Origin of the sequence: Salmonella enterica subsp. arizonae (assembly GCF_008692845.1) — a bacterium.
Classification (GTDB): domain Bacteria; phylum Pseudomonadota; class Gammaproteobacteria; order Enterobacterales; family Enterobacteriaceae; genus Salmonella; species Salmonella arizonae.
This window is the reverse complement of sequence record NZ_VXJW01000001.1, coordinates 24,694-48,378: the sequence shown is the minus strand read 5'-3', so window position 1 is coordinate 48,378 and position 23,685 is coordinate 24,694. Positions and strand designations below refer to the sequence as shown.

The following is a 23,685-nucleotide window of genomic DNA, read 5'->3' as shown; positions in this document are numbered from 1 at the left end:
AGTGTAAGGGCTTAGATTATTTGCCGAACTTCGTCGAGTGTGGTGGTGCCGTAGGTACCGAGATCCAACAGATTACCGTTGCTGCCTTTCGTCACGCCCTGCACCAGGGCGAATTGCAGCGGCTGCGCCACCAGTTGCGTCCCGCCATTGCTGGCGGTAATTGCAATGTTGTAAGAACCATTAGGTACCGACGTTCCATCCGTTTGCTTACCATCCCAGGTAAAGGTATGTACCCCGGCTTTCAACTCGCCGATCTCCAGCGTGCGAACCACCCGGCCATCTTTATCGGTAATGGTTGCCGTCACTTTGTCCGCTGGTTGTTGCAATTCCACGCCAAACGGCGTTGTGGACGTAACGGCCCCTTCTTCCGCGCCTTTACCCGCCAGAATTGTGGTGCCAGGCACCATAACGCCATGTCCAATCAGCGTGGTCGCCTGTAGCGACTGACTATTGTCGATTTGCCCGGAAATAGCCCCCAGCGTCGTATTCAGTTTTTCAATGCCGCTCACGGTACTGATTTGCGCCAACTGCGTTGTTAACTCATTATTTTGTAATGGGTTAGTCGGGTCCTGATTCTTTAATTGCGCAACCAGCAAGGTCAGGAAACTGCTTTGCAGATCGGCAGCGTTGTTCCCGGTCATCGAACCGCTGCCGGTCGTCGTTTTGACGCCCGTGTTGGTCGGGTCATTCATATTTACGGCAATAGACATACGCGTCTCCTTTACTGGCCTAATGTCAGCGTTTTAAGCATCATGCTTTTTACGGTATTCAGGACTTCGACATTTGCCTGGTAACTGCGCGAGGCTGACATCGTATTAACCATTTCGCCGACCACATCGACGTTGGGCATTTTGACGTAACCGTTAGCGTCCGCCAGCGGGTTGCCTGGCTCATAGACCAGCTTTTCCGGCGCCTGGCTTTCAATCACGCTGGCTACCTTTACCCCGCCAGTGGCCTGCCCCGGCGCGGCATCCACCTGAAAAACCACCTGTTTGGCGCGATAAGGCTGCCCGTCAGGCCCGGTGACGCTGTCCGCATTCGCCAGATTACTGGCGGCAACGTTCAACCGTTTGGACTGTGCGGTAAGCGCCGATCCGGCAATATCAAAAATGTTTAACAGCGCCACGAATTAGTTTCCTCCCTGTAGTACATTCATCATGCCTTTGAGTTGGCTACCCAGAACGGTAAGCCCCATCTGATATTTGAGACTGTTATCCGCAAACTGCGCACGTTCCCTGTCCATGTCCACGGTGTTGCCATCCAGAGAAGGTTGATCGGGTACGCGGTAAAGCAGATCCACTGCGGGAGAAGAGACCGCCTGGGCAGGAATATGGTGAGAGGACGTCAACGTCAACGAGACGCCGCCGGTTTCTTCCCGTCCGCGCACCATCACTTTTTTTAACTCACTGGCAAAATCAATATCGCGCGCCTGATACCCCGGCGTATCGGCATTGGCGATATTCGCCGCTAATATTTCCTGACGTTGCGCGCGCAGATTTAGCGCTTCCTGCTGAAATCGTAAGGCGGCATCGAGCCTGTCGAGCATATCTCCTCCGCAAATGGCAAAATTCAGCCGACAGCTTAAATCCCTTCACGCGCGCGTTATCGCCGGAATAAGCGCAAAATGCGTCGCTATTTATTGCGTTGATGCTTGCCTCACACGAGTAGAATCCTGTCATTACAACAACCAGGGGGAAGTCACCATGCAAACGTTAAAACGAGGATTCGCCGTGGCGGCTTTGCTGTTCAGCCCCCTGACAATGGCGCAGGACATCAATGCCCAGTTGACGACGTGGTTTTCCCAGCGTCTGGCTGGCTTTAGCGATGAGGTTGTTGTGACGCTCCGTTCACCGCCCACTCTACTGCCGGGCTGCGAGCAGCCGGCCTTCAGCATGACAGGTAGCGCGAAGCTATGGGGCAACGTGAATGTGGTAGCGCGCTGCGCCAATGAAAAACGTTATTTGCAGGTGAATGTGCAGGCAACCGGCAATTATGTCGCCGTTGCCGCGCCCGTCGCGCGCGGCGGAAAGTTGACGCCGGCCAACGTCACGTTAAAACGTGGCAGGCTGGATCAGTTACCGCCGCGAACAGTACTGGATATTCGTCAGATTCAGGACGCCATCAGTTTGCGCGATCTCGCTCCCGGTCAGCCGGTGCAACTTACGATGATACGCCAGGCCTGGCGCGTCAAAGCGGGTCAACGAGTACAGGTCATCGCTAATGGCGAGGGTTTTAGCGTCAATGCGGAAGGTCAGGCTATGAATAATGCCGCCGTCGCGCAGAATGCGCGCGTGCGCATGACATCGGGTCAAATCGTAAGTGGGACCGTCGATCCTGATGGGAATATTCTTATTAACCTATAATTGTATAAAGATTTTGTCGCGACTGCCGATGAGATATTCAACCATGATGGTAGCTGGCCGCTACAACGTAACCCTCGATGAGGATAAATAAATGAGCATTGACCGTACCTCACCTTTGAAACCCGTTAGCACTGTCCAGACGCGTGAAACCAGCGACACGTCGGTACAAAAAACGCGTCAGGAAAAAACGTCCGCCGCGACGAGCGCCAGCGTAACGTTAAGCGACGCGCAAGCGAAGCTTATGCAACCAGGCGCCAGCGACATTAATATGGAACGCGTCGAAGCATTAAAAACGGCTATCCGTAACGGCGAGTTAAAAATGGATACTGGAAAAATAGCAGACTCGCTCATTCGCGAGGCACAGAGCTACTTACAGAGTAAATAAGCGTATGACTCGTTTGTCAGAAATACTTGACCAGATGACCGCCGTCCTGAATGACCTGAAGACGGTGATGGATGCAGAACAACAGCAGCTTTCCGTAGGCCAGATTAACGGCAGCCAACTGCAGCGAATTACAGAAGAAAAAAGCTCGTTGCTGGCGACGCTGGATTATCTGGAACAACAGCGCCGTCTGGAGCAGAACGCGCAGCGCAGCGCAAACGATAACATCGCGGAGCGCTGGCAGGAGATCACCGAAAAAACGCAGCATCTGCGCGACCTCAACCAGCACAACGGCTGGCTGCTGGAAGGGCAAATCGAACGTAATCAACAAGCGCTGGAAGTACTGAAACCTCACCACGAGCCTACCCTGTACGGGGCTAACGGCCAGACTGCCGTCTCTCACCGCGGCGGTAAAAAAATTTCTATCTAAGGATTGCCGGATGGCGGCGCTCCGCCTTTCCGGCCTGAATGCTTTATAGGCCTGATAAACGCAGCGCCATCAGGGACTGAATTTACGCTGTGCGGCGTACAAACTCTTTCACTTTAAAGCCCAGCACGGCAAGCGCGGCGAAATAGGCCGCGATACCCGCAATCACTACCGCCATCAAACGCAGCAAACGCCATAACATCGCCCCTTGCGACCACTCCGGCATAATATGCAGCACGCCGAACAGCACGGCGGCCATTACCAGTACGGAAATGATCAGACGCGCCAGGAACCACATCCAACCCGGTTGTGGCGTAAAAATATTCTGTTTACGTAACTGCCAGTACAGCAGCGACGCATTGAGACATGCCGCCAGACCAATAGAGAGCGACAGCCCGGCGTGTTTCAGCGGCCCGATAAACGCCAGGTTCATTAACTGGGTCATGATTAACGTCACTATGGCGATTTTCACCGGCGTTTTAATATCCTGGCGAGAATAGAAACCCGGGGCCAGCACTTTTACGACGATCAAGCCAATCAGTCCCACTGAATAGGCGATTAACGCCCGCTGCGTCATTGCCGCGTCAAAGGCGGTGAATTTACCGTACTGAAACAGCGAGACCGTCAGCGGCTTCGCCAGAACGCCTAACGCAACCGCGCTCGGCAACGCCAGTAGAAAGCACAGACGCAGCCCCCAGTCCATCAGGCGGCAGTATTCATCATGATTGCCGCTGGCAAAGCTTTTCGACAATGACGGCAACAGAATGGTCCCCAACGCCACGCCCAGCACGCCGGACGGGAACTCCATCAACCGGTCGGCATAGTACATCCATGAGACCGAGCCGGAGGCCAGAAACGAGGCAAAAATCGTATTGATGATAAGGGAGATCTGACTGACAGAGACACCTAAAATCGCCGGTCCCATCTGTTTGACAACCCGCATCGCCCCGGTATCGCGAAAGTTAATGCGCGGCAGCACCAGCATACCGATCTTTTTTAAATACGGAAGTTGATATACCAGTTGCAGCACGCCGCCAACGGTGACCGCCCAGGCTAACGCCAGCACGGGCGGATTAAAGTATGGCGCGGCGAACAACGCAAAACCGATCATACTGATATTGAGAAACGTCGGCGCAAAGGCGGGAATAGAGAAACGATTCCAGGTGTTGAGAATGGCGCCAACCAGCGAAGCCAGGGAGATCAGCAAAATATAGGGAAAAGTAATCCGCAGCAGTTGCGTCGTCAGCGCGAATTTATCAGCGGTATCGGCAAAACCCGGCGCGGTCACCATAATCACCCACGGGGCGGCCAGCATACCGGCTACCGTCACGACGGCTAACGCCAGCGTCAACAGGCCGGAAACGTAAGCGACAAAGACCCGCGTCGCCTCTTCCCCCTGCTTGCTCTTATATTCCGCCAGGATAGGTACAAAGGCCTGAGAAAAAGCGCCTTCAGCAAAGATTCGGCGTAGCAGATTAGGGAGTTTAAACGCCACAAAAAAGGCGTCGGTCGCCATCCCTGCGCCAAAAATTCTGGCGACAATCGCATCACGGGCAAAACCCAGCACGCGTGAAAACATAGTCATCGAGCTGACGGCTGCCAGCGATTTTAATAAATTCATTTCTTTTGTATTCCAGACCCTGGCGCAAAACTCCTGTATGGCCGATCCCCAGACCGGATAACGCATTTACGCCGCCATCCGGCTGTATCACCGCGCCTGACGGCGACGTCAGAACGTCTTGTCAGGCCTACAGACTCCCCACGGTTTGCCATTATTCACTGTGAAAAAGAGGTGTTATGTAGAGTGGGCATATATACCCTCATACTTCAAGTTGCATGTGCGTTGGCTTTCCTCGCTCACCCCAGGAGCTTATTTAAATACGCTCCTGGGAATTCACTACGTCGCCGCCTTCCTGCGACTCGAATTATTTAGGGTATAGTACCTGGATTACGATGAATTACTACCGCCAGATGTTACAGAGGGTTATTCGCTCATGGCGTCCCGCCACAGCGCCTCTACGACGCGCTGGGCCAGAATCGCCTGCTCCCCTGCCGTTTCCGGAACCGTCTGATTTTGCACGCAGTCAATGAAATGCCGCGCACATCCGACAAAACCACGCTGTTCAAGCGTCGTTTGCCAGCCCGGAATGGGTTTGATGAGAATACCCTGCCCGCGCTCTTCGCGCCATTCACGCATATCCGTCACGTCATACAGCCCGCCGTCGGTGACGGCCTGGACCGATTCACGCTGACTTCCGGCGCGCCGGTGCATACTGGTGGTAATTTGTAGTTTGTCGGCTGAAAAATGATGTTCCGCATAGCGCATTTCGCCAACCTCGCCGGTGAGCAACGTGCCACTGGCAAGATACGCCTCGCCGCCTGCCAGCCACAGCGCGGTATCCACGACGTGCAGATAGTCATCGAGCAAAGTAAAACGTAGGTCGTGCGGCCCGACGCTATCAGTACGATGTTTATCCATACGCAGTGACGCCGCGGCGCCGAGGCGCGTTTTCAGTTCGCGGTACAGCGGCGCGAAACGGCGATTAAAGCCAACCATCAGCGTCAATTTTTTTTGCGCCGCCAGCGCCACCAGCCGTTCGGCATCACGTAGATTTTCCGCCAGCGGTTTATCCACGCAGACATGGACGCCGGCGTTGAGAAGTTCGCTGACCACGGCATAATGGCTTGCGGTACTGGAGTGGACGAAGACCGCATCGCAGCCGGACGCTAAATTCGCCAGCGAATCCACATACGGTATGCGCCAGCTTTCGCAGATACGTAAGGCTTTATCCCGCGAAGGAGACCAGGCGCCCTGTAGCGTCCATCCGGCGGTGTGGGTTAATACCGGCAGCCAGGCCTTCTGCGCAATACCGCCTAACCCGACAATGCCAATCCGTAATGTTCTCACATTACTCTCCCAGGTGAGCTAACAAAGAATCCAGCCGCTGCTTTAACTCCGCCACTTCGCTTTCCAGCGCTTCGACGCGCGACTGAAGATCGCCCGACGCGCTGTCCGGCACAGACGTCTGGAGAGACAGTTCATCGACGTCGCCGCAAAAAAGGTGCATATAGCGGCTTTCGCGCTTACCCGGTTCACGCGCCAGACGGATGACATAGGGGCCGTCCTCACGGCTGGCAAGCCGCTCCAGCGTGGATTCAACTTCCGCCATATCGCTGAATTCATACATCCGCGACGCCCGGCTACGCAACTCACCGGGCGTTTGCGCGCCGCGCAACAGCAATGTGGTGACAATCGCCACTTCCGCCGCGCTAAGTTTCAGGTCGCCAAACTCGGAATTACAGAAACGCTGTTCATATTTTGTGACGCGATTGCCAAACCCGCTGACCGTACGTAAAAAGTGGCGTTTCACCAAATTATCGAGCTGTTCCTGCACCGCCTGTTCCGTCAGGTTCATCACCGGTTCACGGTTCGTTTTCTGGTTGCAGGCCGTCACCACGCCGTGAACGGAGAGCGGATATTGTTCCGGCGTTGTGACCTGCTTTTCCAGCAGACAGCCAATCACTCGCGCTTCAGTGGCGGTTAATTCATATTTCATCGTTTTCTCCCTTTGCCTCTCACTCCGTAAGCCGCTCAACGCCCCGGCGTCCATGACGGCGTGGTTAACGCCGTCAGTACATGGTCACGCCATTGTCCATCAATCAACAGGTAATCTTTCGCATAGCCTTCTTTCTCAAAGCCGAGCCGTGCCAGCAGCGCGCCGCTACGTTTATTGTGCGGCATATAGTTCGCCATGATACGGTGGATATGCTGAGTGCGCTGCATATAACGAATCGCAGCGGTTAAGGCTTCAAACATCAGCCCCTGCCCCTGCCACTTCTGCGCAATGGAATAGCCCAGATAGCAGGCATGAAAAGAACCGCGCACCACATTGGAAAAATTCGCCACGCCGATAATTTCTTTTTCTTCCGGATCAAGCAGCGCGAAATAGAAGGCGGAGCCCTGTTTGTGAAATTCACCGATCATTCCCAGACGCGCCTGCCACCCTGAAGGATAACAATGACTTTCATCACGGACCGGCTCCCAGGGTTTTAAAAAATGACGATTTTCCGCGTAATAATCGGCCAGACGCCAGGCATCACGCTCATGCACTAAACGCACCACCAGACGGTCGGTGGTTAAGCGCACTTTTGGCACGTTACTGCGATAGCCAAACATTCTATACCTACTCCTTCCTGTAACGTCTTCAGCACGCCAGTAACATTACTATACCTGCGCAACCAGGCTCTGTGAAAAGCGCAAATCGTCATTTTTTGAATTGCTGCCACATTTTGATGAAAACTCTCGATTAAAAAGGACTTTTGATAAAAAAATATTGTCCCGCTAACGGTAGGAAAAAACGAAACGCCACCGCAGAATAGAAGACGCTCATCTTTTATTTCCCGGGAGGGGAAATGTCGCGCGTCTCGCAGGCGAGGAACCTGGGTAAATATTTTCTTCTCATCGATAACATGTTAGTGGTGCTGGGTTTTTTCGTCGTCTTCCCGCTCATCTCGATTCGCTTTGTCGATCAAATGGGATGGGCTGCCGTAATGGTAGGGATCGCGCTCGGCCTGCGCCAGTTTATTCAACAAGGGCTGGGCATTTTTGGCGGCGCCATCGCCGATCGCTTTGGCGCGAAACCGATGATCGTCACCGGTATGCTGATGCGCGCCGCAGGCTTTGCCACCATGGGCATCGCGCATGAGCCCTGGCTGTTGTGGTTTTCCTGCTTTCTTTCCGGTCTTGGCGGTACGCTTTTCGACCCGCCGCGCTCAGCGCTGGTGGTCAAATTAATCCGTCCGGAGCAACGGGGCCGCTTCTTTTCTCTGTTGATGATGCAGGATAGCGCGGGCGCGGTGATTGGCGCGCTGCTGGGAAGCTGGTTGCTACAATACGATTTTCGCCTGGTCTGCGCGATGGGCGCTATTTTGTTCATATTATGCGCCATATTCAACGCCTGGCTGCTTCCGGCCTGGAAGCTATCAACGGTCAGAACACCAGTGCGTGAAGGAATGCGCCGCGTCATAAGCGATAAACGGTTTGTCACCTACGTGCTAACGCTGGCGGGCTACTACATGCTGGCAGTACAGGTCATGTTAATGCTGCCGATTATGGTAAACGACGTCGCCGGTTCGCCTGCCGCCGTGAAGTGGATGTATGCTATCGAAGCCTGTCTCTCGCTGACGTTGCTCTACCCGATTGCCCGCTGGAGTGAAAAACGCTTTCGGCTGGAGCATCGGCTGATGGCCGGTTTGCTCGTCATGTCGTTGAGCATGATCCCCATCGGGATGGTGGGCAATTTACAGCAGCTTTTTACGCTTATTTGCGCTTTCTACATCGGCTCGGTTATCGCCGAACCGGCGCGCGAAACGCTCAGCGCGTCGCTGGCGGACGCGCGGGCGCGGGGAAGCTATATGGGCTTTAGCCGTCTGGGATTAGCCATTGGCGGCGCGATTGGTTATATCGGCGGCGGCTGGTTGTTTGATATGGGTAAAGCGCTTGCGCAGCCTGAACTACCGTGGATGATGCTCGGTATTATCGGCTTCATCACCTTTTTGGCTTTAGGCTGGCAATTTAGTCACAAACGCACGCCGCGCCAGTATACTGGAGCCCGGCGCCTGATTTGATACCTGTCGCTATCTCCTCCATACTGGTCAGGAACCGACAGTCAAATGGAGGAGAAACGTGAAGCTTTATATTTACGATCATTGCCCTTTCTGCGTTAAAGCCCGCATGATTTTTGGCCTGAAGAACATCCCCGTTGAACTTAACGTGTTACAGAATGACGACGAGGCGACGCCCACCCGGATGATTGGTCAAAAGATGGTGCCCATCCTGCAAAAAGATGATAGCCGTTATCTTCCTGAAAGTATGGATATTGTACATTATGTCGACAACTCCGACGGCACACCGCTGTTAACCGGGAAACGCAGTCCTGCCATTGAAGAGTGGTTGCGCAAAGTTAACGGTTACGTTAATCAGTTACTGCTGCCGCGATTTGCAAAATCCGCTTTCGATGAATTTTCTACCCCTGCGGCGCGCCAGTATTTTATCCGCAAAAAAGAAGCCTCATCCGGCAGTTTTGACAACCATCTGGCGCACTCTGCCGGACTGATTAAAAAGATCGGCGATGATTTACGCTCGCTGGATAAACTTATCGTACAGCCTAACGCGGTTAACGGCGAATTATCAGAAGATGATATTCATCTGTTTCCGCTTCTGCGTAATCTGACGCTGGTCGCCGGTATCCACTGGCCGACGAAAGTCGCAGACTATCGCGATAATATGGCGAAGCAGACGCAAATTAATTTACTCTCCTCAATGGCTATCTAACGCCCGCCTGGCGGCAACCCTCTCTTGCCGCCTTTTTCAGCTTTTTCTACTGGCGTCATGTCCACTGGCGCGACATGCTGCTTTATGTCAGGATTAGGGCACAGGCAACATGTTGAGGAACGCCATGAAAAAGTTTTTTTTTGCCGCTGCGCTGGTAGTTAGCGGCCTGTTAGTGGGTTGTAATCAACTTACGCAATACACCATTAGTGAACAAGAAATCAATCAAGCGCTTGAAAAACGGAATAATTTCTCAAAAGATATTGGTCTGCCCGGCATTGCCGATGCGCATATCGTACTGACTAACCTTGCCAGTCAGATTGGTCGGGAAGAGCCGAATAAAGTCACCCTCACTGGCGATGCCAGGCTGGATATGAATTCTCTCTTCGGCAGCCAAAAAGCGACAATGAAGCTCAAGCTAAAAGCTCTGCCGGTCTTTAATAAAGAAAAAGGCGCCATCTATCTTCAGGAGATGGAGGTGGTAGACGCTACCGTAACGCCGGAGAAGATGCAATCTGTCCTACAAACGCTCCTGCCCTATTTAAATCAGTCTTTACGTAATTACTTTAACCAGCAACCGGCTTACGTGTTGCGCGAAGATAGCAGTAAAGGCGAAGCCTTAGCGAAGAGATTCGCGAAAGGCATTGAAGTTAAACCCGGTGAAATCGTTATTCCTTTCACCAATTAATATTTGAGGGCGCACTCGCGCCTTTTTTACGTGCAAACGAAAACGTTTCCGCTTATCCTTTGTTTCCGGCAAAAGATTATCCCTCAGCCGGAGCTTATTAATGACTGCACCATCCCAGGTTTTAAAGATCCACCGCCCGGACGACTGGCACGTTCACCTTCGCGATGGCGACATGTTAAAAACGGTCGTACCCTATACTAGCGAAATTTATGGCCGCGCCATCGTGATGCCGAACCTGGCGTCCCCCATCACGACTGTTGATGCGGCGATCGCCTACCGCCAGCGTATTCTCGATGCGGTGCCCGCCGGGCATGATTTCACGCCGTTAATGACCTGCTATTTAACGGATTCGCTTGATGCCGATGAACTGGAGCGCGGTTTTCATGAAGGCGTGTTTACTGCGGCTAAGCTTTATCCAGCCAACGCCACCACTAACTCCAGTCATGGCGTAACGTCAATCGACGCTATCATGCCAGTGCTGGAGCGGATGGAAAAACTCGGAATGCCATTGCTGGTCCACGGTGAGGTGACCCATGCGGATGTTGATATCTTCGATCGTGAAGCGCGTTTTATCGACACCGTAATGGAACCGCTACGCCAGCGTCTGACCGCGCTTAAAGTGGTCTTTGAACATATCACGACCAAAGATGCCGCGCAGTATGTACGTGACGGCAACGACTACCTGGCGGCTACCATTACGCCTCAACATTTAATGTTTAACCGTAATCATATGCTGGTCGGCGGCATTCGTCCTCACCTGTACTGCCTGCCGATTCTGAAACGCAATATTCACCAGCAGGCGTTACGCGAACTGGTCGCCAGCGGTTTTACGCGCGCCTTCCTGGGGACGGATTCAGCGCCGCATTCGCGTCATCGTAAAGAGACCAGTTGCGGATGCGCCGGTTGTTTCAACGCCCCCTCCGCCCTTGGCAGTTATGCCGTCGTGTTTGAGGAAATGAACGCGCTGGCGCACTTTGAGGCGTTCTGTTCACTGAATGGCCCGCAATTCTATGGTCTGCCGGTGAATAAGGGGTGGGTGGAACTGGTTCGCGATGAACAACAGATACCGGAAAATATCGCGCTGGCTGATGATTCACTGGTACCTTTTTTAGCGGGTGAAACAGTACGCTGGTCAGTAAAAAAATAAAAAATGCGCTTACCTGTTGCTATATACTGGATTTAACTGTATATATATACAGTATATTCAACAGGGGGCCATTATGCGTATTGAAGTCACTATAGCCAAAACGTCACCTCTGCCTGCTGGCGCGATTGATGCGCTGGCGGGCGAACTCTCTCGCCGTATTAGCCATCATTTTCCTGAGAATTTAGATAACGTCACTGTGCGTTACGCTGCCGCCAACAACCTGTCCGTTATTGGCGCGTCAAAAGAGGATAAAGAACGCGTTAGCGAAATTCTCCAGGAGACCTGGGAGAGCGCTGATGACTGGTTCATCAATGAATAAAAAACGATATGCAGTGATGTAAGTTTTGCCGGGTCGCCCCGGCTTTTTTATTTGCGCAACTGATGAATATTCCGCCTGATCCGCAAAATAATTGCACAACATCCTGAAAATCATGAATGAACTGCCGCTTTATTGCTCACATAATTCTTAAAAAGAGAAATTTATCCTCCTGTCCCTTTAAAAATGCAGTGAATGGCCTTATTAATTGGTATACTAAAGTTGCTTCAGAAGAAAAACACGCATTGAACCTCGAGAACCGTTGTCTTATAACACGTACCAGGGGGGCATGATGGAAAAGAATAATGAAGTCATTCAGCCCCATCCGCTTGTAGGATGGGACATCAGTACTGTCGATAGCTATGATGCGCTGATGCTGCGTTTACACTACCAGACCCCAAATCGTCCGGAACCGGAAGGGACTGAAGTTGGACAAACGCTCTGGTTAACGACAGATGTAGCCAGGCAATTTATTTCAATATTAGAAGCCGGCATCGCCAAAATAGAATCAGGCGATTACCAGGAAAACGAGTATCGTCGCCATTAACGTGACGCGCTCCCCTCTCTCAGGCACCGTAAGGTGCCTCATTTATTTCTGGCTTGTATATCTCAGCGCAGTTATTTACCCTGAAATCATCGCGATAGCAGAGAGAAGCTGATGAAATACGACCTTATTATTATCGGCAGCGGTTCGGTTGGCGCCGCCGCTGGTTATTACGCTACCCGCGCCGGGCTAAAGGTACTGATGACCGATGCGCATATGCCGCCTCACCAACAGGGTAGCCATCACGGCGATACCCGTCTTATCCGACACGCTTATGGTGAAGGCGAAAAATATGTCCCACTGGTGCTTCGCGCCCAGGCGCTTTGGGATGAACTATCCGCGCACAATGAAGAGCCTATTTTTGTCCGCTCCGGCGTCGTTAACCTCGGTCCGGCCGATTCTGCGTTCTTAGCCAACGTCGCGCGAAGCGCGCAACAGCGGCAATTGAACGTCGAGCGCCTGGACGCGACTGCCCTAATGACGCGCTGGCCGGAAATTCGCGTACCCGATAATTATATCGGGCTGTTTGAAGCTGATTCCGGTTTCCTGCGCAGCGAATTAGCCATTACCACATGGCTTCGTCTGGCCAGAGAGGCAGGCTGCGCGCAGTTGTTCAACTGCCCGGTAACCCGTATTCACCATGATGATAACGGTGTGACAATAGAAACGGGTGAAGGCCGCTACCACGCCAGCAGAGCGCTGCTTAGCGCAGGCACATGGGTAAAAGCGCTGGTGCCGGAACTGCCAGTTCAGCCCATACGCAAAGTCTTTACCTGGTTTCAGGCCGATGGACGTTACAGCGTAAAAAATCGCTTTCCGGCCTTTACTGGCGAAATGCCCAACGGCGATCAATATTACGGTTTCCCGGCGGAGAACAACGAGTTAAAAATCGGCAAACACAATGGCGGACAGCTAATACAGTCTCAGGAGGAGCGCAAACCCTTTGCCGCCGTCGCCAGCGATGGCGCGGAAGCATTTCCTTTCCTGCGTAACGTACTGCCGGGTATCGGCGGTTGTTTACATGGGGCGGCATGTACCTATGATAATTCGCCGGACGAGGATTTTATTATCGATACGCTGCCTGGTCATGAGAATACGCTTGTCATCACTGGACTCAGCGGACATGGTTTTAAATTCGCCCCGGTGTTAGGAGAAATCGCCGCAGATTTTGCGTTGGAAAAAACGCCCTCCTTTGATCTGACACCGTTCCGGCTTTCCCGTTTTAGCCAATAATTTGTCGGCCCCGTAAAGGGGTCATTGATTAAGGTAAGCTATGCGTCGTCTCTTTCTTTTTCTGGTTAATAATATTCGCGAACATTTCATGCTTTACGTTATTCTTTAGTCGATACTGGCGATTATGGATATCGTTTATCTCTTTTTCTTCTAATCTCTTTGCGTTGACATTAACTGACATTTCCTGAAACTTCCTCACTTTTTATTTCATAAAGTAAAGCATAAAAATGATAACAATCCCCCCTTAGTGCGGTTATCGGGTCGAAACATTTCGAAACTTCTGAAGCTGAATCGCAAACAACATCAAAATTATTGAAATAAAAATAAATATCATTCAAATTCTTATTTATCAGTTGCATTCAGCGCTTTTCCACGCCATTTTCATTCTTTCGTGAAATATTCATTGGTGTGTTTATGCAATTTAAAAATACTCCACAACGTTATGGCATGGTTTCCGCCGCGCTCCACTGGCTGACCGCCCTGGTGGTCTATGGCATGTTTGCGTTGGGTTTATGGATGGTCACGCTCAGTTATTACGACGGCTGGTATCACCAGGCGCCGGAATTACATAAAAGCATTGGCATTTTACTGATGATGGCGTTGATCTTACGTATTATCTGGCGGCTTTATTCTCCACCGCCCGTTGCGTTGACCAGCTATTCCCGCTTAACGCGCGCTGCCGCCGCCGCAGGTCATTTCCTCCTGTATCTCCTGCTTTTTGCGATCGTCATTAGCGGCTACCTGATTTCCACCGCCGATGGTAAACCGATTAGCGTCTTTGGCTGGTTTGAGGTTCCTGCAACACTTGCAGATGCGGGCACGCAGGCTGATGTCGCCGGAACACTACATCGGTGGTTTGCGTGGTCACTGGTTATTATCTCGCTCTCTCATGGCGTAATGGCGCTAAAACACCATTTCATCGATAAAGACGACACTCTGAAACGTATGACAGGAACGTCGTCATCTGACTATGGAGCTCAAAAATGAAAAAAAGCCTGCTGGGATTCACCCTCGCATCCTTGCTGTTCACGACTGGTTCCGCCGTGGCGGCGGAGTATAAAATTGATAAAGAAGGCCAACATGCGTTCGTCAATTTCCGCATCCAGCATCTGGGCTACAGCTGGCTGTACGGCACCTTTAAAGATTTCGACGGCACGTTCACTTTTGATGAAAAAAATCCGTCGGCAGACAAAGTGAACGTGACCATTAACACCAATAGCGTCGACACTAACCATGCCGAACGTGACAAACACCTGCGTAGCGCGGAATTTCTTAATGTTGCGAAATTCCCGCAGGCAAACTTCACCTCTACCAGCGTGAAAAAAGAGGGCGATGAACTGGATATTACCGGCAATCTGACGCTCAATGGCGTAACTAAACCGGTGACGCTGGAAGCGAAGCTGATGGGCCAAGGCGACGATCCGTGGGGCGGTAAGCGCGCGGGCTTCGAAGCCGAAGGAAAAATTAAGCTGAAAGATTTCAATATTACTACCGATCTCGGCCCAGCGTCGCAGGAGGTGGAGCTTATCATCTCAGTAGAAGGCGTTCAGCAGAAGTAACCCCCTGGCGAAATGCCGGATAGCGACCTTTACGCCGCTATCCGGCAAAACCTCACTCTATCGGATCGGGAATGCCCAGTTTGCTGTTAAGCCGACCACGCGATTTATTAAAGATTTTATTGCCCTTTTCGCGGCCCGCGCGACGTCGGCGCTGTTCATCCTCCGGCAAGGCCAACTCTTCACAGCATTGTTCGCTACAGCAGCCGTTAAATTTACTGGCGCACAGCGGACACTGGATAAACAGCAGATGGCACCCCGCGTTTTTGCAGTTGGTATGGCTATCGCAGAGCGCGCCGCACTGATGACAGTGCGCGATAACCTCATCCGAAATACGTTCGCCCATGCGCTCATCAAACACAAAGTTTTTGCCAATAAAGCGAACGGGAAGTCCCTGCTCCCGTGCGCGGCGGGCGTACTCAATGATGCCGCCCTCAATATGCCAGACTTTATTAAAACCGTTGTGTTTCATCCAGGCGCTGGCTTTCTCACAACGAATACCGCCGGTACAGTACATCACTATCTTTTTATCTGCATGTTCCCGCAGCATTTCCACCGCTTTTGGTAACTGTTCGCGAAACGTATCCGCCGGGATTTCCAGGGCATTCTCGAAATGGCCGACTTCATATTCATAGTGGTTGCGCATATCAATAAAGATAGCGTCAGGATCGTCCAGCATCGCATTAACTTCTGCCGCCTTCAGATAAGCGCCGACATTACTGGCGTCAAAACTCGGATCGTCAATGCCGTCAGCCACAATACGGTCGCGGACTTTCATACGCAGCACCCAAAATGACTTCCCGTCGTCCTCCAGCGCAATATTCAGACGCAGCCCGTCCAACGCGGGATCGAACGCATAGAGCTGTTGACGAAACGTCTCTACCTTACTTTGCGGCACGCTGATTTGCGCATTGATACCTTCATGCGCCAGGTAAACGCGGCCAAAAATGCCCAACGCCGTAAACATCTGGTACAACGCATCCCGTGTTTGCTGCGGCGAGACGATAGTAAAATATTTATAAAAAGAAATTGTTGTACGCGGTTCGCTTTCCGCCAGCATTCTGGCTTTCAGCTCGTCATTAGAAATGCGATTGTGTAACACTGGCATGGTGTACGTATCCTGCAAATCAGAAAAAAATTAAAATGGGCAGGCATCATAAAGCAAGCCTCGCCAATTTACATCCACACATTTTGCGCTACATTTCTTGCTTCGCACTAAATAATTAACAACAATTGTCGATTTAATCGGCACTCCCCTGATACATATTTTTGCTCAACGCAAAAAGATGCGAGAATACGGGGAATTGTTCGTTGAAATACAGGATCGAAATGACGAATTTGCCTAAATTCTCTTTGGCCTTACTGCATCCACGTTATTGGTTAACCTGGTTGGGTATAGGCACGCTTTGGTTGGTCGTGCAACTCCCCTACCCGGTCATCTATAAATTGGGTTGCACATTGGGCCACCTGGCGCGACGCGTAATGAAGCGCCGCGCGAAAATCGCCTATCGCAACCTTGAATTATGCTTTCCGGAAATGAGCGCGCAGGAACGCCACACCATGGTGGTCAAAAACTTTGAATCCGTCGGCATGGGCGTGATGGAAACCGGCATGGCCTGGTTCTGGCCCGATCGGCGAGTGACCCGCTGGATGGAAGCGAGTGGTCTAGAGTATATCCGTGAAGTTAAGGCGCAGGGGCTCGGGTTCATTCTGGTAGGAATACATTTCCTTACCCTTGAATTCGGCGCACGTATGTTTGGTATGCATAATCCGGGTATCGGGGTTTATCGCCCGAATGATAATCCGTTGCTCGACTGGTTACAGACCTGGGGACGTTTACGCTCCAATAAGTCAATGTTGGATCGCAAAGATCTGAAAGGCATGGTTAAGGCATTGAAAAGCGGCGAATTGATCTGGTATGCGCCGGATCACGATTATGGCCCACGCGCCAGCGTCTTTGTACCGTTATTTGCCGTCGATCAGGCCGCCACGACCTCCGGTACCTGGATGCTCGCGCGCATGTCTAAAGCCTGTATTATCCCCTTCGTGCCTCGCCGTAAACCCGATGGGAAAGGCTACGAACTGATCATTCTTCCTGCGGAATATTCGCCTCCTCTGGAGAGCGCAGAAGCGACTGCCGCTTGGATGAATAAGATTGTTGAGCAGTGCATTATGATGGCGCCAGAGCAGTATATGTGGCTGCATCGCCGCTTTAAAACTCGCCCTGAAGGCGTACCGTCGCGCTATTGACAGGATTGCAGCCGTCAGGCTGCACTCTCTCCCCTTTTTTGCTTTAAAAGCTCCCCACATTGCGAGGCTGGTAAGGTCGGCGCATAATTAGCGTGCTCATAATTAAATTAATGATAGCGCCAACAGCGCATCATACCGTGGAACGCTATGTCACCTTCTGATGTCCCTATAAACTGGAAACGCAATCTTACCGTTACCTGGCTGGGCTGCTTTTTAACTGGCGCGGCATTCAGCCTGGTCATGCCTTTTCTCCCCCTCTACGTTGAACAACTCGGCGTAACAGGCCATAGCGCGCTGAATATGTGGTCAGGACTGGTCTTTAGCATTACGTTCCTCTTTTCAGCTATCGCGTCCCCGTTTTGGGGCGGACTGGCGGATCGTAAGGGGCGTAAAATCATGCTGTTGCGCTCCGCTCTCGGCATGGCCATTGTGATGCTGTTAATGGGCATGGCGCAAAATATCTGGCAGTTTCTGATCCTCCGCGCGTTATTAGGCCTGCTGGGCGGATTTATTCCCAACGCCAATGCGCTGATCGCCACTCAGGTACCGCGCAACAAAAGCGGCTGGGCGTTAGGGACGCTCTCTACTGGCGGCGTCAGCGGCGCTCTGCTTGGCCCGCTTGCGGGTGGTCTGCTCGCCGACCATTACGGCCTTCGCCCGGTCTTTTTTATTACCGCCAGCGTTTTGTTTATCTGTTTTCTGCTCACCTTCTTTTTTATTCGCGAGAATTTCCAGCCGGTGAGCAAAAAAGAGATGCTTCACGTTCGGGAAGTGGTCACCTCGCTAAAAAATCCCCGCCTGGTGTTAAGCCTGTTTGTCACCACGCTGATTATTCAGGTGGCGACCGGCTCTATAGCGCCCATCCTGACGCTCTATGTGCGTGAACTCGCGGGAAATGTCAGTAATATTGCGTTCATTAGCGGGATGATAGCGTCCGTTCCCGGCGTGGCGGCATTACTTAGCGCTCCCCGACTCGGTAAGCTCGGCGACAGAATTGGCCCGGAAAAAATCCTTATCGTCGCGCTGATTATTTCCGTACTGCTGCTGATTCCAATGTCTTTTGTGCAAACGCCGTGGCAGCTCGCGCTATTGCGGTTTCTGCTTGGCGCGGCAGATGGCGCGTTACTGCCAGCCGTACAAACCCTGCTGGTTTACAACTCTACCAACCAAATAGCCGGGCGCATATTCAGTTACAACCAATCTTTCCGCGATATCGGCAACGTCACCGGCCCTTTAATGGGCGCCGCAATTTCCGCGAGCTATGGCTTCCGCGCCGTATTCTGCGTCACGGCAGGCGTCGTGTTGTTCAATGCTATCTATTCATGGAATAGCTTACAACGGCGCAGACTGGCAACAGAATGATTTTTGCGCTTTCATACTTGCAATATCGCAGAATCAGCTATTCTTTCCCTCAATACCTCATCAAATCAAAGGGAGACACTGATGACCATGTATGCCACGCTGGAAGAAGCTATTGACGCAGCCCGTGAAGAATTTCTGGCTGATAATCCTGGCCTCGAACAAGATGAAGCGAATGTGCAGCAGTTCAACGTTCAGAAATATGTACTACAGGATGGGGACATCATGTGGCAGGTCGAATTTTTCGCCGATGAAGGTGAGGATGGAGAATGTCTGCCGATGCTGAGTGGTGAAGCCGCGCAAAGCGTGTTTGACGGTGATTATGATGAGATAGAAATCCGCCAGGAATGGCAGGAAGAGAATACATTACATGAATGGGATGAAGGGGAATTCCAGCTTGAACCCCCACTCGATACCGAGGAAGGTCGTACCGCGGCGGACGAATGGGATGAGCGTTAATTACTTATAAGGCCCGTGCTGGATATCCAGCGGTAGTAGCAGCGTATCGAAAAGCAGTGAAAAGGGCAGATCGAGGATAGTGATATAGCGCCACGCGGAATCACGCATATCCCACTGTACGCCAGGATAATACTGGTTGCCGTGTCCCTGTCCGGGAACCGTTCTGCTGATAATACTGCCGCAGCCGCTCAGGGTAATCACCATTATGCTCACCATGAATATACGCATCAGATACCTCATTTCTGTATAAAAATACCGGCGCCAGGCCGGTATTTTTCACATTACTCCACATCTGATAAGCGCAGTGCCATCAGACCTGAATACCTTATCCCGCTGACGATGTTCGCCCCTGCAACGCCTGCGGATTCAGGACAAGAGACTGATAATGGTTTACCCAGGAAGAGTATCTCTCTGGCGCATTCCAGACCCGATAATGTAAACGCGCCATCGTCACCGGATCGCTGAGCAGAACCAGGCGACGATCGCGGTTTAGTTTCTCCGGAGTTTCGTTTAGCGCCTGCTCCACATGACGATCGCGGGCTATTTCCAGCACCTTACTGGCGCGGTGACGCGCGGTGGCCATAGCGGTGGCCAGCGAGTTAAGCGACGGGTTAAATACCGCATGCATAAAGCCATCGTCCAGAATACGGCGGCGATTCATCTCCAGATATTTATCGGTATCGACCAACACCTGAGGCGGCGAATACTCTTCCGGGATCAGGAACAGTTTCCAGCGTTTGGTGCGCAATCCTACCGTTGAACGACTGGAGATCACCGAGACGAATGGCGACAGAATCAGCGAAAAAACAATCGGCGCCAGCCAGAACAGAAAGCGTAAATCCAGCCACGCCATACCTACCGCCCAGACCAGCCCCAGCAGCAGTTGAGAGCCGTGACGCATAAAGGCTTCTCCCCACGGCGTAGAATCGTCGTCACGTTGCGGTGAGTTCCAGACCACTTCCCAGCCGAGAAACGCGCTGACTACAAATACCGTATGAAACAGCATACGCACCGGCGCCAGCAACACGGAGAACAATACTTCCAGCAATAGCGACAGCGTGACGCGCCAGAAACCGCCGTATTCTTTAGTGCCTTTGCACCAGATCAGCATAATACTGAGCAGCTTCGGCAGGAACAGCAGCACCATCGTTGATGCGAATAGCGCGATTGCCAGTTCCGGACGCCACTGCGGCCAGACAGGAAAAAGCTGGCGCGGCTGAAGGAAATATTGCGGCTCCGTTAACGCATGAACGATTTGCAGAGCGGTAGAAAGCGCGAGAAACATAAACCATAACGGCGCGGACAGATATGACATCACCCCCGTCAGGAACACAGCGCGATGCACCGGATGCATCCCTTTCACCAGGAACAGACGGAAATTCATCAGGTTGCCATGACACCAGCGACGGTCGCGCTTAAGCTCATCAAGCAGGTTTGGCGGCAACTCTTCATAGGAACCGGGCAGATCGTAGGCGATCCAGACGCCCCACCCTGCCCGACGCATCAACGCAGCCTCTACAAAGTCGTGGGAAAGAATCGATCCGGCGAACGCCCCCTCTCCCGGCAGCGGCGCCAGAGCGCAGTGCTCAATAAACGGCTTTACGCGGATAATGGCATTGTGCCCCCAGTAGTGCGACTCTCCCAACTGCCAGAAGTGCAGCCCGGCGGTAAACAGCGGCCCATAGACACGGGTCGCAAACTGCTGGCAACGGGCATACAATGTATCCATCCCCGATGCTTTCGGCGAGGACTGGATAATCCCGGCGTTTGGGTTCGCCTCCATCAGGCGCACCAAGCCGCTCAGACACTCGCCGCTCATCACCGAGTCCGCATCCAGCACCACCATATAGCTGTACTGATTGCCCCAGCGACGGCAAAAATCGTCAATATTACCGCTTTTGCGTTTCATGCGACGACGACGGCGGCGGTAAAAAATTTGACCTTCGCCCTGCACTTCCGCGATAAGCTCCATCCACGCCTTTTGCTCCGCTACGCAGATATCCGGGTTATAACTGTCGCTGAGGATATAGACGTCGAAATGCGCGGCGTTGCCCGTCGCCTTAACGGACTCCCAGGTCGCTCGCAGACCGGCGAAAACGCGGCTAACATCTTCATTACAGATAGGCATGATCAGCGCCGTCCGGTGTTCCGGATTGAGGGGTTCATCGCCTACCGTAGACGCGGAGATACTGTACTTATCGCGCCCGATAAGCAGTTGCAAGAATCCCATCAACGCCGTCCAGAATCCGGCTGACACCCAGCAAAACAGCACGGCAAACAAGATGAGGATACCGGTTTGCAACACGTAGGGCAGGAGCTGCATAAAGGAGACCCAAATATCCTGCCCCACCATATCCATAGGATTGATCAGCGCCCATCCCTGATAAGGCAGAATGGTTTTCATATACCATGTCGCGATGACCGTTTGCGCCAGCGTCAGAATCAACAGAATATAGCGGCGTATCGTGCCGACAGTACGCCATTTTTGCTCGTTCGCCTGCTCTTCTTTTGTCAAACGAGAAACATAGCGCGGCGTGACATCCCGTCCGCGCAGGCGATCCCAGAAACGGCCAATCGGGTTGGTTCGCCAGGGATCGGGAAACATCGAAGAGCGTGTCGCTTTTGGCATCGCCTGCAGATGATCGCGCCCTTCACCATCTTTAATTAACTGCCCCTGCGCCAATGAATCTGGCCAGGCGTGTTCAAGGCGGGCTTTTACGGAACCCAGCGGTGAATCGTCTTCTCGCGAGTAAGTCCGATGCTCAGCATCCAGCGCCTGATGCACGGCGCGGATGTCAGTTTTCGGCAACGCCGCTTTCTCACGTTCAGAAAGCAGCAGTGCGTCAATGTACTCAGTTGTTTTATTCATTGGCAGGTAACTGGTAGCTCCAGGTTTCACTTAGCGTCTGATCGGCATTCACCAATGCGGCACGCATTTCCGTGGTTTTCTTCGCGTCTTTGACTTTCACGCGCAGCATTAAACGCCAGCCTTTAGTGACCGGGTTATAGCGTACATTACTGTCAACGATTTCGCCGTTATCGCCAATGCTGGTTTGCGCAGCGACAGGCGTATCCGGCGGCAGTTTTTTCATGTCGGTGCCGACGAAATCCACCACGAAGGCGATAGTGCCGTCAGGCTGGCGAATCAGGTTCGACTGTTTAACATCGCCGGTTGAGCGGCGCGTCTGCAGTACCCAGGCATTATCCGGCGCATGGAGTTTATCTTCATCGCGGCTGAAGGTCAGAGTGTATTTGAAGTTCATCTCTTTACCCGGTTCCGGCAACTGATCCGGAGTCCAGTAAGCGACGATGTTATCGTTTGTTTCATCATTAGTCGGAATTTCAACCAGCTCCACCTTACCTTTGCCCCAGTCGCCTTTCGGGGTAATCCAGGCGCTTGGCCGCAGGTCGTAGCGATCGTCTAAATCCTCAAAGCGCGAAAACTCTCGGCCACGCTGCAACAGACCGAATCCCTGAGGATTCTCCATCGCATAACTGCTCACGGCGAGGTGTTTTGGATTATTCAGCGGACGCCAAATCCACTCCCCATTACCCGCATGAATTGACAAGCCATTGGAGTCATGCAGTTCCGGACGATAGTTGGTCGTCGGCGACGGCTGATTTGGCCCAAACAGGAACATACTGGTTAATGGCGCAACGCCTAGCTTGCCCACTTTGTCACGCAGATAGACTTTTGACTGCACGTCCACTACGGTATCGCGGCCAGGAATGATCACAAAACGGTAGGCGCCAGTCGCGCGCGGAGAATCCAGTAATGCATAGACGGTCAAACGCTTATCTGTTGGTTTTGGACGCTCAATCCAGAACTCGCGAAAGCGGGGAAACTCTTCACCAGACGGCAGGGCGGTATCAATCGCCAGGCCGCGTGCAGATAAGCCATAAACCTGGCCTGCGCCGATAACGCGGAAATAACTGGCACCAAGCATACTGACGATTTCGTCGTTCTTATCTTTACTGTTGATGGGGTACAGGATTTTGAACCCGGCGAAGCCCAGATCTTTTACCGTGTCTTTATCATGCTGGACATTGCCGAAATTGAAGTAATCCGGGCTGTATTTGATTCTTTTGACTGTCGTCGCCGTCACTTCGTTGATCTTAACCGGCGTATCGAAGTACATCCCCTGATGGTAAAATTCGAGCTTGAATGGGGTCTTTAAGTTGTTCCAGTAGGCTTTGTCGCTGTTAAACTGGATCTGCTGATAATCCGCATATTTCATGTCGCGGAAAACGGAGGGCAAGTTGCTTTTAGGCGCCTCATAGCCTTTCCCGGCTAAAGATTGAGCTTTTTTTGCCACATCATCAATACTGAACGCCCAGCTTGATGATGCGTAGAGCGTTAACATAACAGCTGCGCCCAACCAACGCATTTTCATCATTTGTCGTTTATGTTTCATAATAAGTAAGCACTTCCCCCTTTGTGTGCTTATATCGATCCGATCCATTTTAATGGATAATCAGGCATTACGACAACTGAATACAGGCTTTGTTCAGCGCGCTGGCTCATGGATTAAGCACCTCCCACGCCTGTTTTCACTTTGCGTGCTTATCCTGGAGACAGGTTGTCGGAGTTGGTGTAGGGTTGCCACCGAATGTAACCATAATTCGCCTT

Annotated in this window: 25 protein-coding genes and 2 pseudogenes; 16 read left to right on the top strand and 11 right to left on the bottom strand. The window is 52.2% G+C overall.

Going from position 1 to position 23,685, the window contains the following annotated elements; genetic code table 11:
- Window positions 1–11 precede the first annotated feature (11 nt).
- From flgD to flgB, 3 genes are read right to left on the bottom strand one after another with little or no spacing between them, the layout of a single operon-like run.
- A complete protein-coding gene (gene flgD, locus F4V61_RS00275; RefSeq protein WP_000020445.1) occupies window positions 12–710 on the bottom strand; it encodes a flagellar hook assembly protein FlgD in 699 nt (232 codons plus the stop codon).
- A gap of 11 nt (window positions 711–721) precedes the next feature.
- Window positions 722–1,126, bottom strand: a complete 405-nt coding sequence (gene flgC / locus F4V61_RS00270) for a flagellar basal body rod protein FlgC (protein ID WP_001196450.1) — start codon at window positions 1,124–1,126, stop codon at window positions 722–724.
- Window positions 1,127–1,129: 3 nt separating this feature from the next.
- Window positions 1,130–1,546 carry a flagellar basal body rod protein FlgB gene (flgB, locus tag F4V61_RS00265; RefSeq protein ID WP_000887045.1) on the bottom strand — a complete coding sequence of 139 codons (417 nt, stop codon included), beginning with the start codon at window positions 1,544–1,546 and terminating at the stop codon, window positions 1,130–1,132.
- Window positions 1,547–1,703: 157 nt separating this feature from the next.
- Between flgB and flgA the strand changes: the two genes are divergently transcribed.
- The 3 genes from flgA (at window position 1,704) to flgN (ending at window position 3,175) form a co-directional block, all read left to right on the top strand.
- The gene (flgA, locus tag F4V61_RS00260) at window positions 1,704–2,363 is read left to right on the top strand and encodes a flagellar basal body P-ring formation chaperone FlgA (RefSeq protein ID WP_001194078.1); all 660 of its coding nucleotides are present in this window, start codon (window positions 1,704–1,706) and stop codon (window positions 2,361–2,363) included.
- A 91-nt stretch (window positions 2,364–2,454) separates the two neighbouring features.
- Window positions 2,455–2,748, top strand: coding sequence for a flagellar biosynthesis anti-sigma factor FlgM (gene flgM / locus F4V61_RS00255; protein WP_000020895.1), 294 nt, complete (start codon window positions 2,455–2,457; stop codon window positions 2,746–2,748).
- A 4-nt stretch (window positions 2,749–2,752) separates the two neighbouring features.
- On the top strand, window positions 2,753–3,175 hold the full coding sequence (gene flgN / locus F4V61_RS00250; RefSeq protein WP_079781889.1) for a flagella biosynthesis chaperone FlgN: 423 nt from the start codon (window positions 2,753–2,755) through the stop codon (window positions 3,173–3,175).
- 82 nt (window positions 3,176–3,257) lie between these two features.
- Here flgN and murJ read toward each other — a convergent pair whose 3' ends face one another.
- The 4 genes from murJ to rimJ form a co-directional block, all read right to left on the bottom strand.
- Complete coding sequence (gene murJ / locus F4V61_RS00245; RefSeq protein ID WP_048908602.1) at window positions 3,258–4,793, bottom strand: murein biosynthesis integral membrane protein MurJ; 1,536 nt, start codon at window positions 4,791–4,793, stop codon at window positions 3,258–3,260.
- A 363-nt stretch (window positions 4,794–5,156) separates the two neighbouring features.
- The gene (locus F4V61_RS00240) at window positions 5,157–6,080 is read right to left on the bottom strand and encodes a Gfo/Idh/MocA family protein (RefSeq protein WP_001259718.1); all 924 of its coding nucleotides are present in this window, start codon (window positions 6,078–6,080) and stop codon (window positions 5,157–5,159) included.
- Window position 6,081: 1 nt separating this feature from the next.
- The gene (locus tag F4V61_RS00235; RefSeq protein WP_058345809.1) at window positions 6,082–6,729 is read right to left on the bottom strand and encodes a YceH family protein; all 648 of its coding nucleotides are present in this window, start codon (window positions 6,727–6,729) and stop codon (window positions 6,082–6,084) included.
- A 35-nt stretch (window positions 6,730–6,764) separates the two neighbouring features.
- Window positions 6,765–7,349 carry a ribosomal protein S5-alanine N-acetyltransferase gene (gene rimJ / locus F4V61_RS00230; protein ID WP_000468205.1) on the bottom strand — a complete coding sequence of 195 codons (585 nt, stop codon included), beginning with the start codon at window positions 7,347–7,349 and terminating at the stop codon, window positions 6,765–6,767.
- A gap of 236 nt (window positions 7,350–7,585) precedes the next feature.
- Here rimJ and mdtH point away from each other — a divergent pair.
- The 10 genes and pseudogenes from mdtH to F4V61_RS00180 all read left to right on the top strand — a co-directional run bounded on the left by mdtH (window position 7,586) and on the right by F4V61_RS00180 (window position 14,990).
- Window positions 7,586–8,795: pseudogene (mdtH, locus tag F4V61_RS00225) on the top strand (multidrug efflux MFS transporter MdtH).
- Window positions 8,796–8,858: 63 nt separating this feature from the next.
- Entirely contained in the window at window positions 8,859–9,506 is a 648-nt protein-coding gene (gene grxB, locus F4V61_RS00220; RefSeq protein ID WP_000780897.1) for a glutaredoxin 2, read from the top strand.
- Window positions 9,507–9,630: 124 nt separating this feature from the next.
- On the top strand, window positions 9,631–10,191 hold the full coding sequence (locus F4V61_RS00215) for a lipoprotein (protein ID WP_000713056.1): 561 nt from the start codon (window positions 9,631–9,633) through the stop codon (window positions 10,189–10,191).
- Between the two features lie 100 nt (window positions 10,192–10,291).
- Window positions 10,292–11,338, top strand: coding sequence for a dihydroorotase (pyrC, locus tag F4V61_RS00210; protein ID WP_000126517.1), 1,047 nt, complete (start codon window positions 10,292–10,294; stop codon window positions 11,336–11,338).
- A gap of 73 nt (window positions 11,339–11,411) precedes the next feature.
- The gene (gene dinI, locus F4V61_RS00205; RefSeq protein WP_001217759.1) at window positions 11,412–11,657 is read left to right on the top strand and encodes a DNA damage-inducible protein I; all 246 of its coding nucleotides are present in this window, start codon (window positions 11,412–11,414) and stop codon (window positions 11,655–11,657) included.
- A 289-nt stretch (window positions 11,658–11,946) separates the two neighbouring features.
- The gene (gene bssS, locus F4V61_RS00200; RefSeq protein ID WP_000414429.1) at window positions 11,947–12,201 is read left to right on the top strand and encodes a biofilm formation regulator BssS; all 255 of its coding nucleotides are present in this window, start codon (window positions 11,947–11,949) and stop codon (window positions 12,199–12,201) included.
- 111 nt (window positions 12,202–12,312) lie between these two features.
- Window positions 12,313–13,431 carry an N-methyl-L-tryptophan oxidase gene (solA, locus tag F4V61_RS00195; protein ID WP_080161054.1) on the top strand — a complete coding sequence of 373 codons (1,119 nt, stop codon included), beginning with the start codon at window positions 12,313–12,315 and terminating at the stop codon, window positions 13,429–13,431.
- Between the two features lie 40 nt (window positions 13,432–13,471).
- Window positions 13,472–13,537: pseudogene (locus F4V61_RS00190) on the top strand (DUF2770 family protein); the annotation flags it as partial.
- 308 nt (window positions 13,538–13,845) lie between these two features.
- Window positions 13,846–14,418 (top strand): cytochrome b, encoded by a 573-nt coding sequence (locus F4V61_RS00185; RefSeq protein WP_001159775.1) that lies wholly within the window; start codon window positions 13,846–13,848, stop codon window positions 14,416–14,418.
- Window positions 14,415–14,990 carry a YceI family protein gene (locus tag F4V61_RS00180; protein ID WP_080161055.1) on the top strand — a complete coding sequence of 192 codons (576 nt, stop codon included), beginning with the start codon at window positions 14,415–14,417 and terminating at the stop codon, window positions 14,988–14,990. Before F4V61_RS00185 ends, F4V61_RS00180 begins: the two co-directional genes overlap by 4 nt.
- A 52-nt stretch (window positions 14,991–15,042) precedes the next feature.
- On the opposite strand, the gene F4V61_RS00175 is transcribed toward F4V61_RS00180, so the two are convergent.
- Window positions 15,043–16,095 carry a rhodanese-related sulfurtransferase gene (locus F4V61_RS00175; RefSeq protein WP_080161056.1) on the bottom strand — a complete coding sequence of 351 codons (1,053 nt, stop codon included), beginning with the start codon at window positions 16,093–16,095 and terminating at the stop codon, window positions 15,043–15,045.
- 221 nt (window positions 16,096–16,316) lie between these two features.
- Here F4V61_RS00175 and F4V61_RS00170 point away from each other — a divergent pair, with 221 nt between their 5' ends.
- The 3 genes from F4V61_RS00170 (at window position 16,317) to F4V61_RS00160 (ending at window position 19,055) form a co-directional block, all read left to right on the top strand.
- Window positions 16,317–17,237, top strand: coding sequence for a Kdo(2)-lipid IV(A) acyltransferase (locus tag F4V61_RS00170; RefSeq protein WP_058345806.1), 921 nt, complete (start codon window positions 16,317–16,319; stop codon window positions 17,235–17,237).
- Between the two features lie 147 nt (window positions 17,238–17,384).
- A complete protein-coding gene (gene mdtG, locus F4V61_RS00165) occupies window positions 17,385–18,599 on the top strand; it encodes a multidrug efflux MFS transporter MdtG (RefSeq protein ID WP_080161057.1) in 1,215 nt (404 codons plus the stop codon).
- A gap of 81 nt (window positions 18,600–18,680) precedes the next feature.
- Window positions 18,681–19,055 (top strand): MysB family protein, encoded by a 375-nt coding sequence (locus F4V61_RS00160; protein ID WP_000180067.1) that lies wholly within the window; start codon window positions 18,681–18,683, stop codon window positions 19,053–19,055.
- On the opposite strand, the gene F4V61_RS00155 is transcribed toward F4V61_RS00160, so the two are convergent.
- From F4V61_RS00155 to mdoG, 3 genes are all read right to left on the bottom strand, one after another.
- Window positions 19,056–19,283 carry a YceK/YidQ family lipoprotein gene (locus F4V61_RS00155; protein WP_024131935.1) on the bottom strand — a complete coding sequence of 76 codons (228 nt, stop codon included), beginning with the start codon at window positions 19,281–19,283 and terminating at the stop codon, window positions 19,056–19,058.
- 97 nt (window positions 19,284–19,380) lie between these two features.
- On the bottom strand, window positions 19,381–21,924 hold the full coding sequence (gene mdoH / locus F4V61_RS00150) for a glucans biosynthesis glucosyltransferase MdoH (protein ID WP_080161058.1): 2,544 nt from the start codon (window positions 21,922–21,924) through the stop codon (window positions 19,381–19,383).
- On the bottom strand, window positions 21,917–23,452 hold the full coding sequence (mdoG, locus tag F4V61_RS00145; RefSeq protein ID WP_072159317.1) for a glucans biosynthesis protein MdoG: 1,536 nt from the start codon (window positions 23,450–23,452) through the stop codon (window positions 21,917–21,919). Before mdoG ends, mdoH begins: the two co-directional genes overlap by 8 nt.
- Window positions 23,453–23,685: the final 233 nt, after the last annotated feature.

Excerpts from the sequence above, each read along its gene's own strand:
- bssS (WP_000414429.1), top strand. The coding sequence starts at position 11,947 with ATGGAAAAGAATAATGAAGTCATTCAGCCCCATCCGCTTGTAGGATGG.
- flgM (WP_000020895.1), top strand. The coding sequence starts at position 2,455 with ATGAGCATTGACCGTACCTCACCTTTGAAACCCGTTAGCACTGTCCAG.
- F4V61_RS00175 (WP_080161056.1), bottom strand. The coding sequence starts at position 16,095 with ATGCCAGTGTTACACAATCGCATTTCTAATGACGAGCTGAAAGCCAGA.
- F4V61_RS00180 (WP_080161055.1), top strand. The coding sequence starts at position 14,415 with ATGAAAAAAAGCCTGCTGGGATTCACCCTCGCATCCTTGCTGTTCACG.
- F4V61_RS00215 (WP_000713056.1), top strand. The coding sequence starts at position 9,631 with ATGAAAAAGTTTTTTTTTGCCGCTGCGCTGGTAGTTAGCGGCCTGTTA.
- murJ (WP_048908602.1), bottom strand. The coding sequence starts at position 4,793 with ATGAATTTATTAAAATCGCTGGCAGCCGTCAGCTCGATGACTATGTTT.
- mdtG (WP_080161057.1), top strand. The coding sequence starts at position 17,385 with ATGTCACCTTCTGATGTCCCTATAAACTGGAAACGCAATCTTACCGTT.
- F4V61_RS00155 (WP_024131935.1), bottom strand. The coding sequence starts at position 19,283 with ATGCGTATATTCATGGTGAGCATAATGGTGATTACCCTGAGCGGCTGC.
- F4V61_RS00170 (WP_058345806.1), top strand. The coding sequence starts at position 16,317 with ATGACGAATTTGCCTAAATTCTCTTTGGCCTTACTGCATCCACGTTAT.
- F4V61_RS00185 (WP_001159775.1), top strand. The coding sequence starts at position 13,846 with ATGCAATTTAAAAATACTCCACAACGTTATGGCATGGTTTCCGCCGCG.
- pyrC (WP_000126517.1), top strand. The coding sequence starts at position 10,292 with ATGACTGCACCATCCCAGGTTTTAAAGATCCACCGCCCGGACGACTGG.
- dinI (WP_001217759.1), top strand. The coding sequence starts at position 11,412 with ATGCGTATTGAAGTCACTATAGCCAAAACGTCACCTCTGCCTGCTGGC.
- rimJ (WP_000468205.1), bottom strand. The coding sequence starts at position 7,349 with ATGTTTGGCTATCGCAGTAACGTGCCAAAAGTGCGCTTAACCACCGAC.
- mdoH (WP_080161058.1), bottom strand. The coding sequence starts at position 21,924 with ATGAATAAAACAACTGAGTACATTGACGCACTGCTGCTTTCTGAACGT.
- flgA (WP_001194078.1), top strand. The coding sequence starts at position 1,704 with ATGCAAACGTTAAAACGAGGATTCGCCGTGGCGGCTTTGCTGTTCAGC.
- F4V61_RS00235 (WP_058345809.1), bottom strand. The coding sequence starts at position 6,729 with ATGAAATATGAATTAACCGCCACTGAAGCGCGAGTGATTGGCTGTCTG.
- F4V61_RS00160 (WP_000180067.1), top strand. The coding sequence starts at position 18,681 with ATGACCATGTATGCCACGCTGGAAGAAGCTATTGACGCAGCCCGTGAA.
- flgD (WP_000020445.1), bottom strand. The coding sequence starts at position 710 with ATGTCTATTGCCGTAAATATGAATGACCCGACCAACACGGGCGTCAAA.
- solA (WP_080161054.1), top strand. The coding sequence starts at position 12,313 with ATGAAATACGACCTTATTATTATCGGCAGCGGTTCGGTTGGCGCCGCC.
- flgN (WP_079781889.1), top strand. The coding sequence starts at position 2,753 with ATGACTCGTTTGTCAGAAATACTTGACCAGATGACCGCCGTCCTGAAT.
- mdoG (WP_072159317.1), bottom strand. The coding sequence starts at position 23,452 with ATGATGAAAATGCGTTGGTTGGGCGCAGCTGTTATGTTAACGCTCTAC.
- flgB (WP_000887045.1), bottom strand. The coding sequence starts at position 1,546 with ATGCTCGACAGGCTCGATGCCGCCTTACGATTTCAGCAGGAAGCGCTA.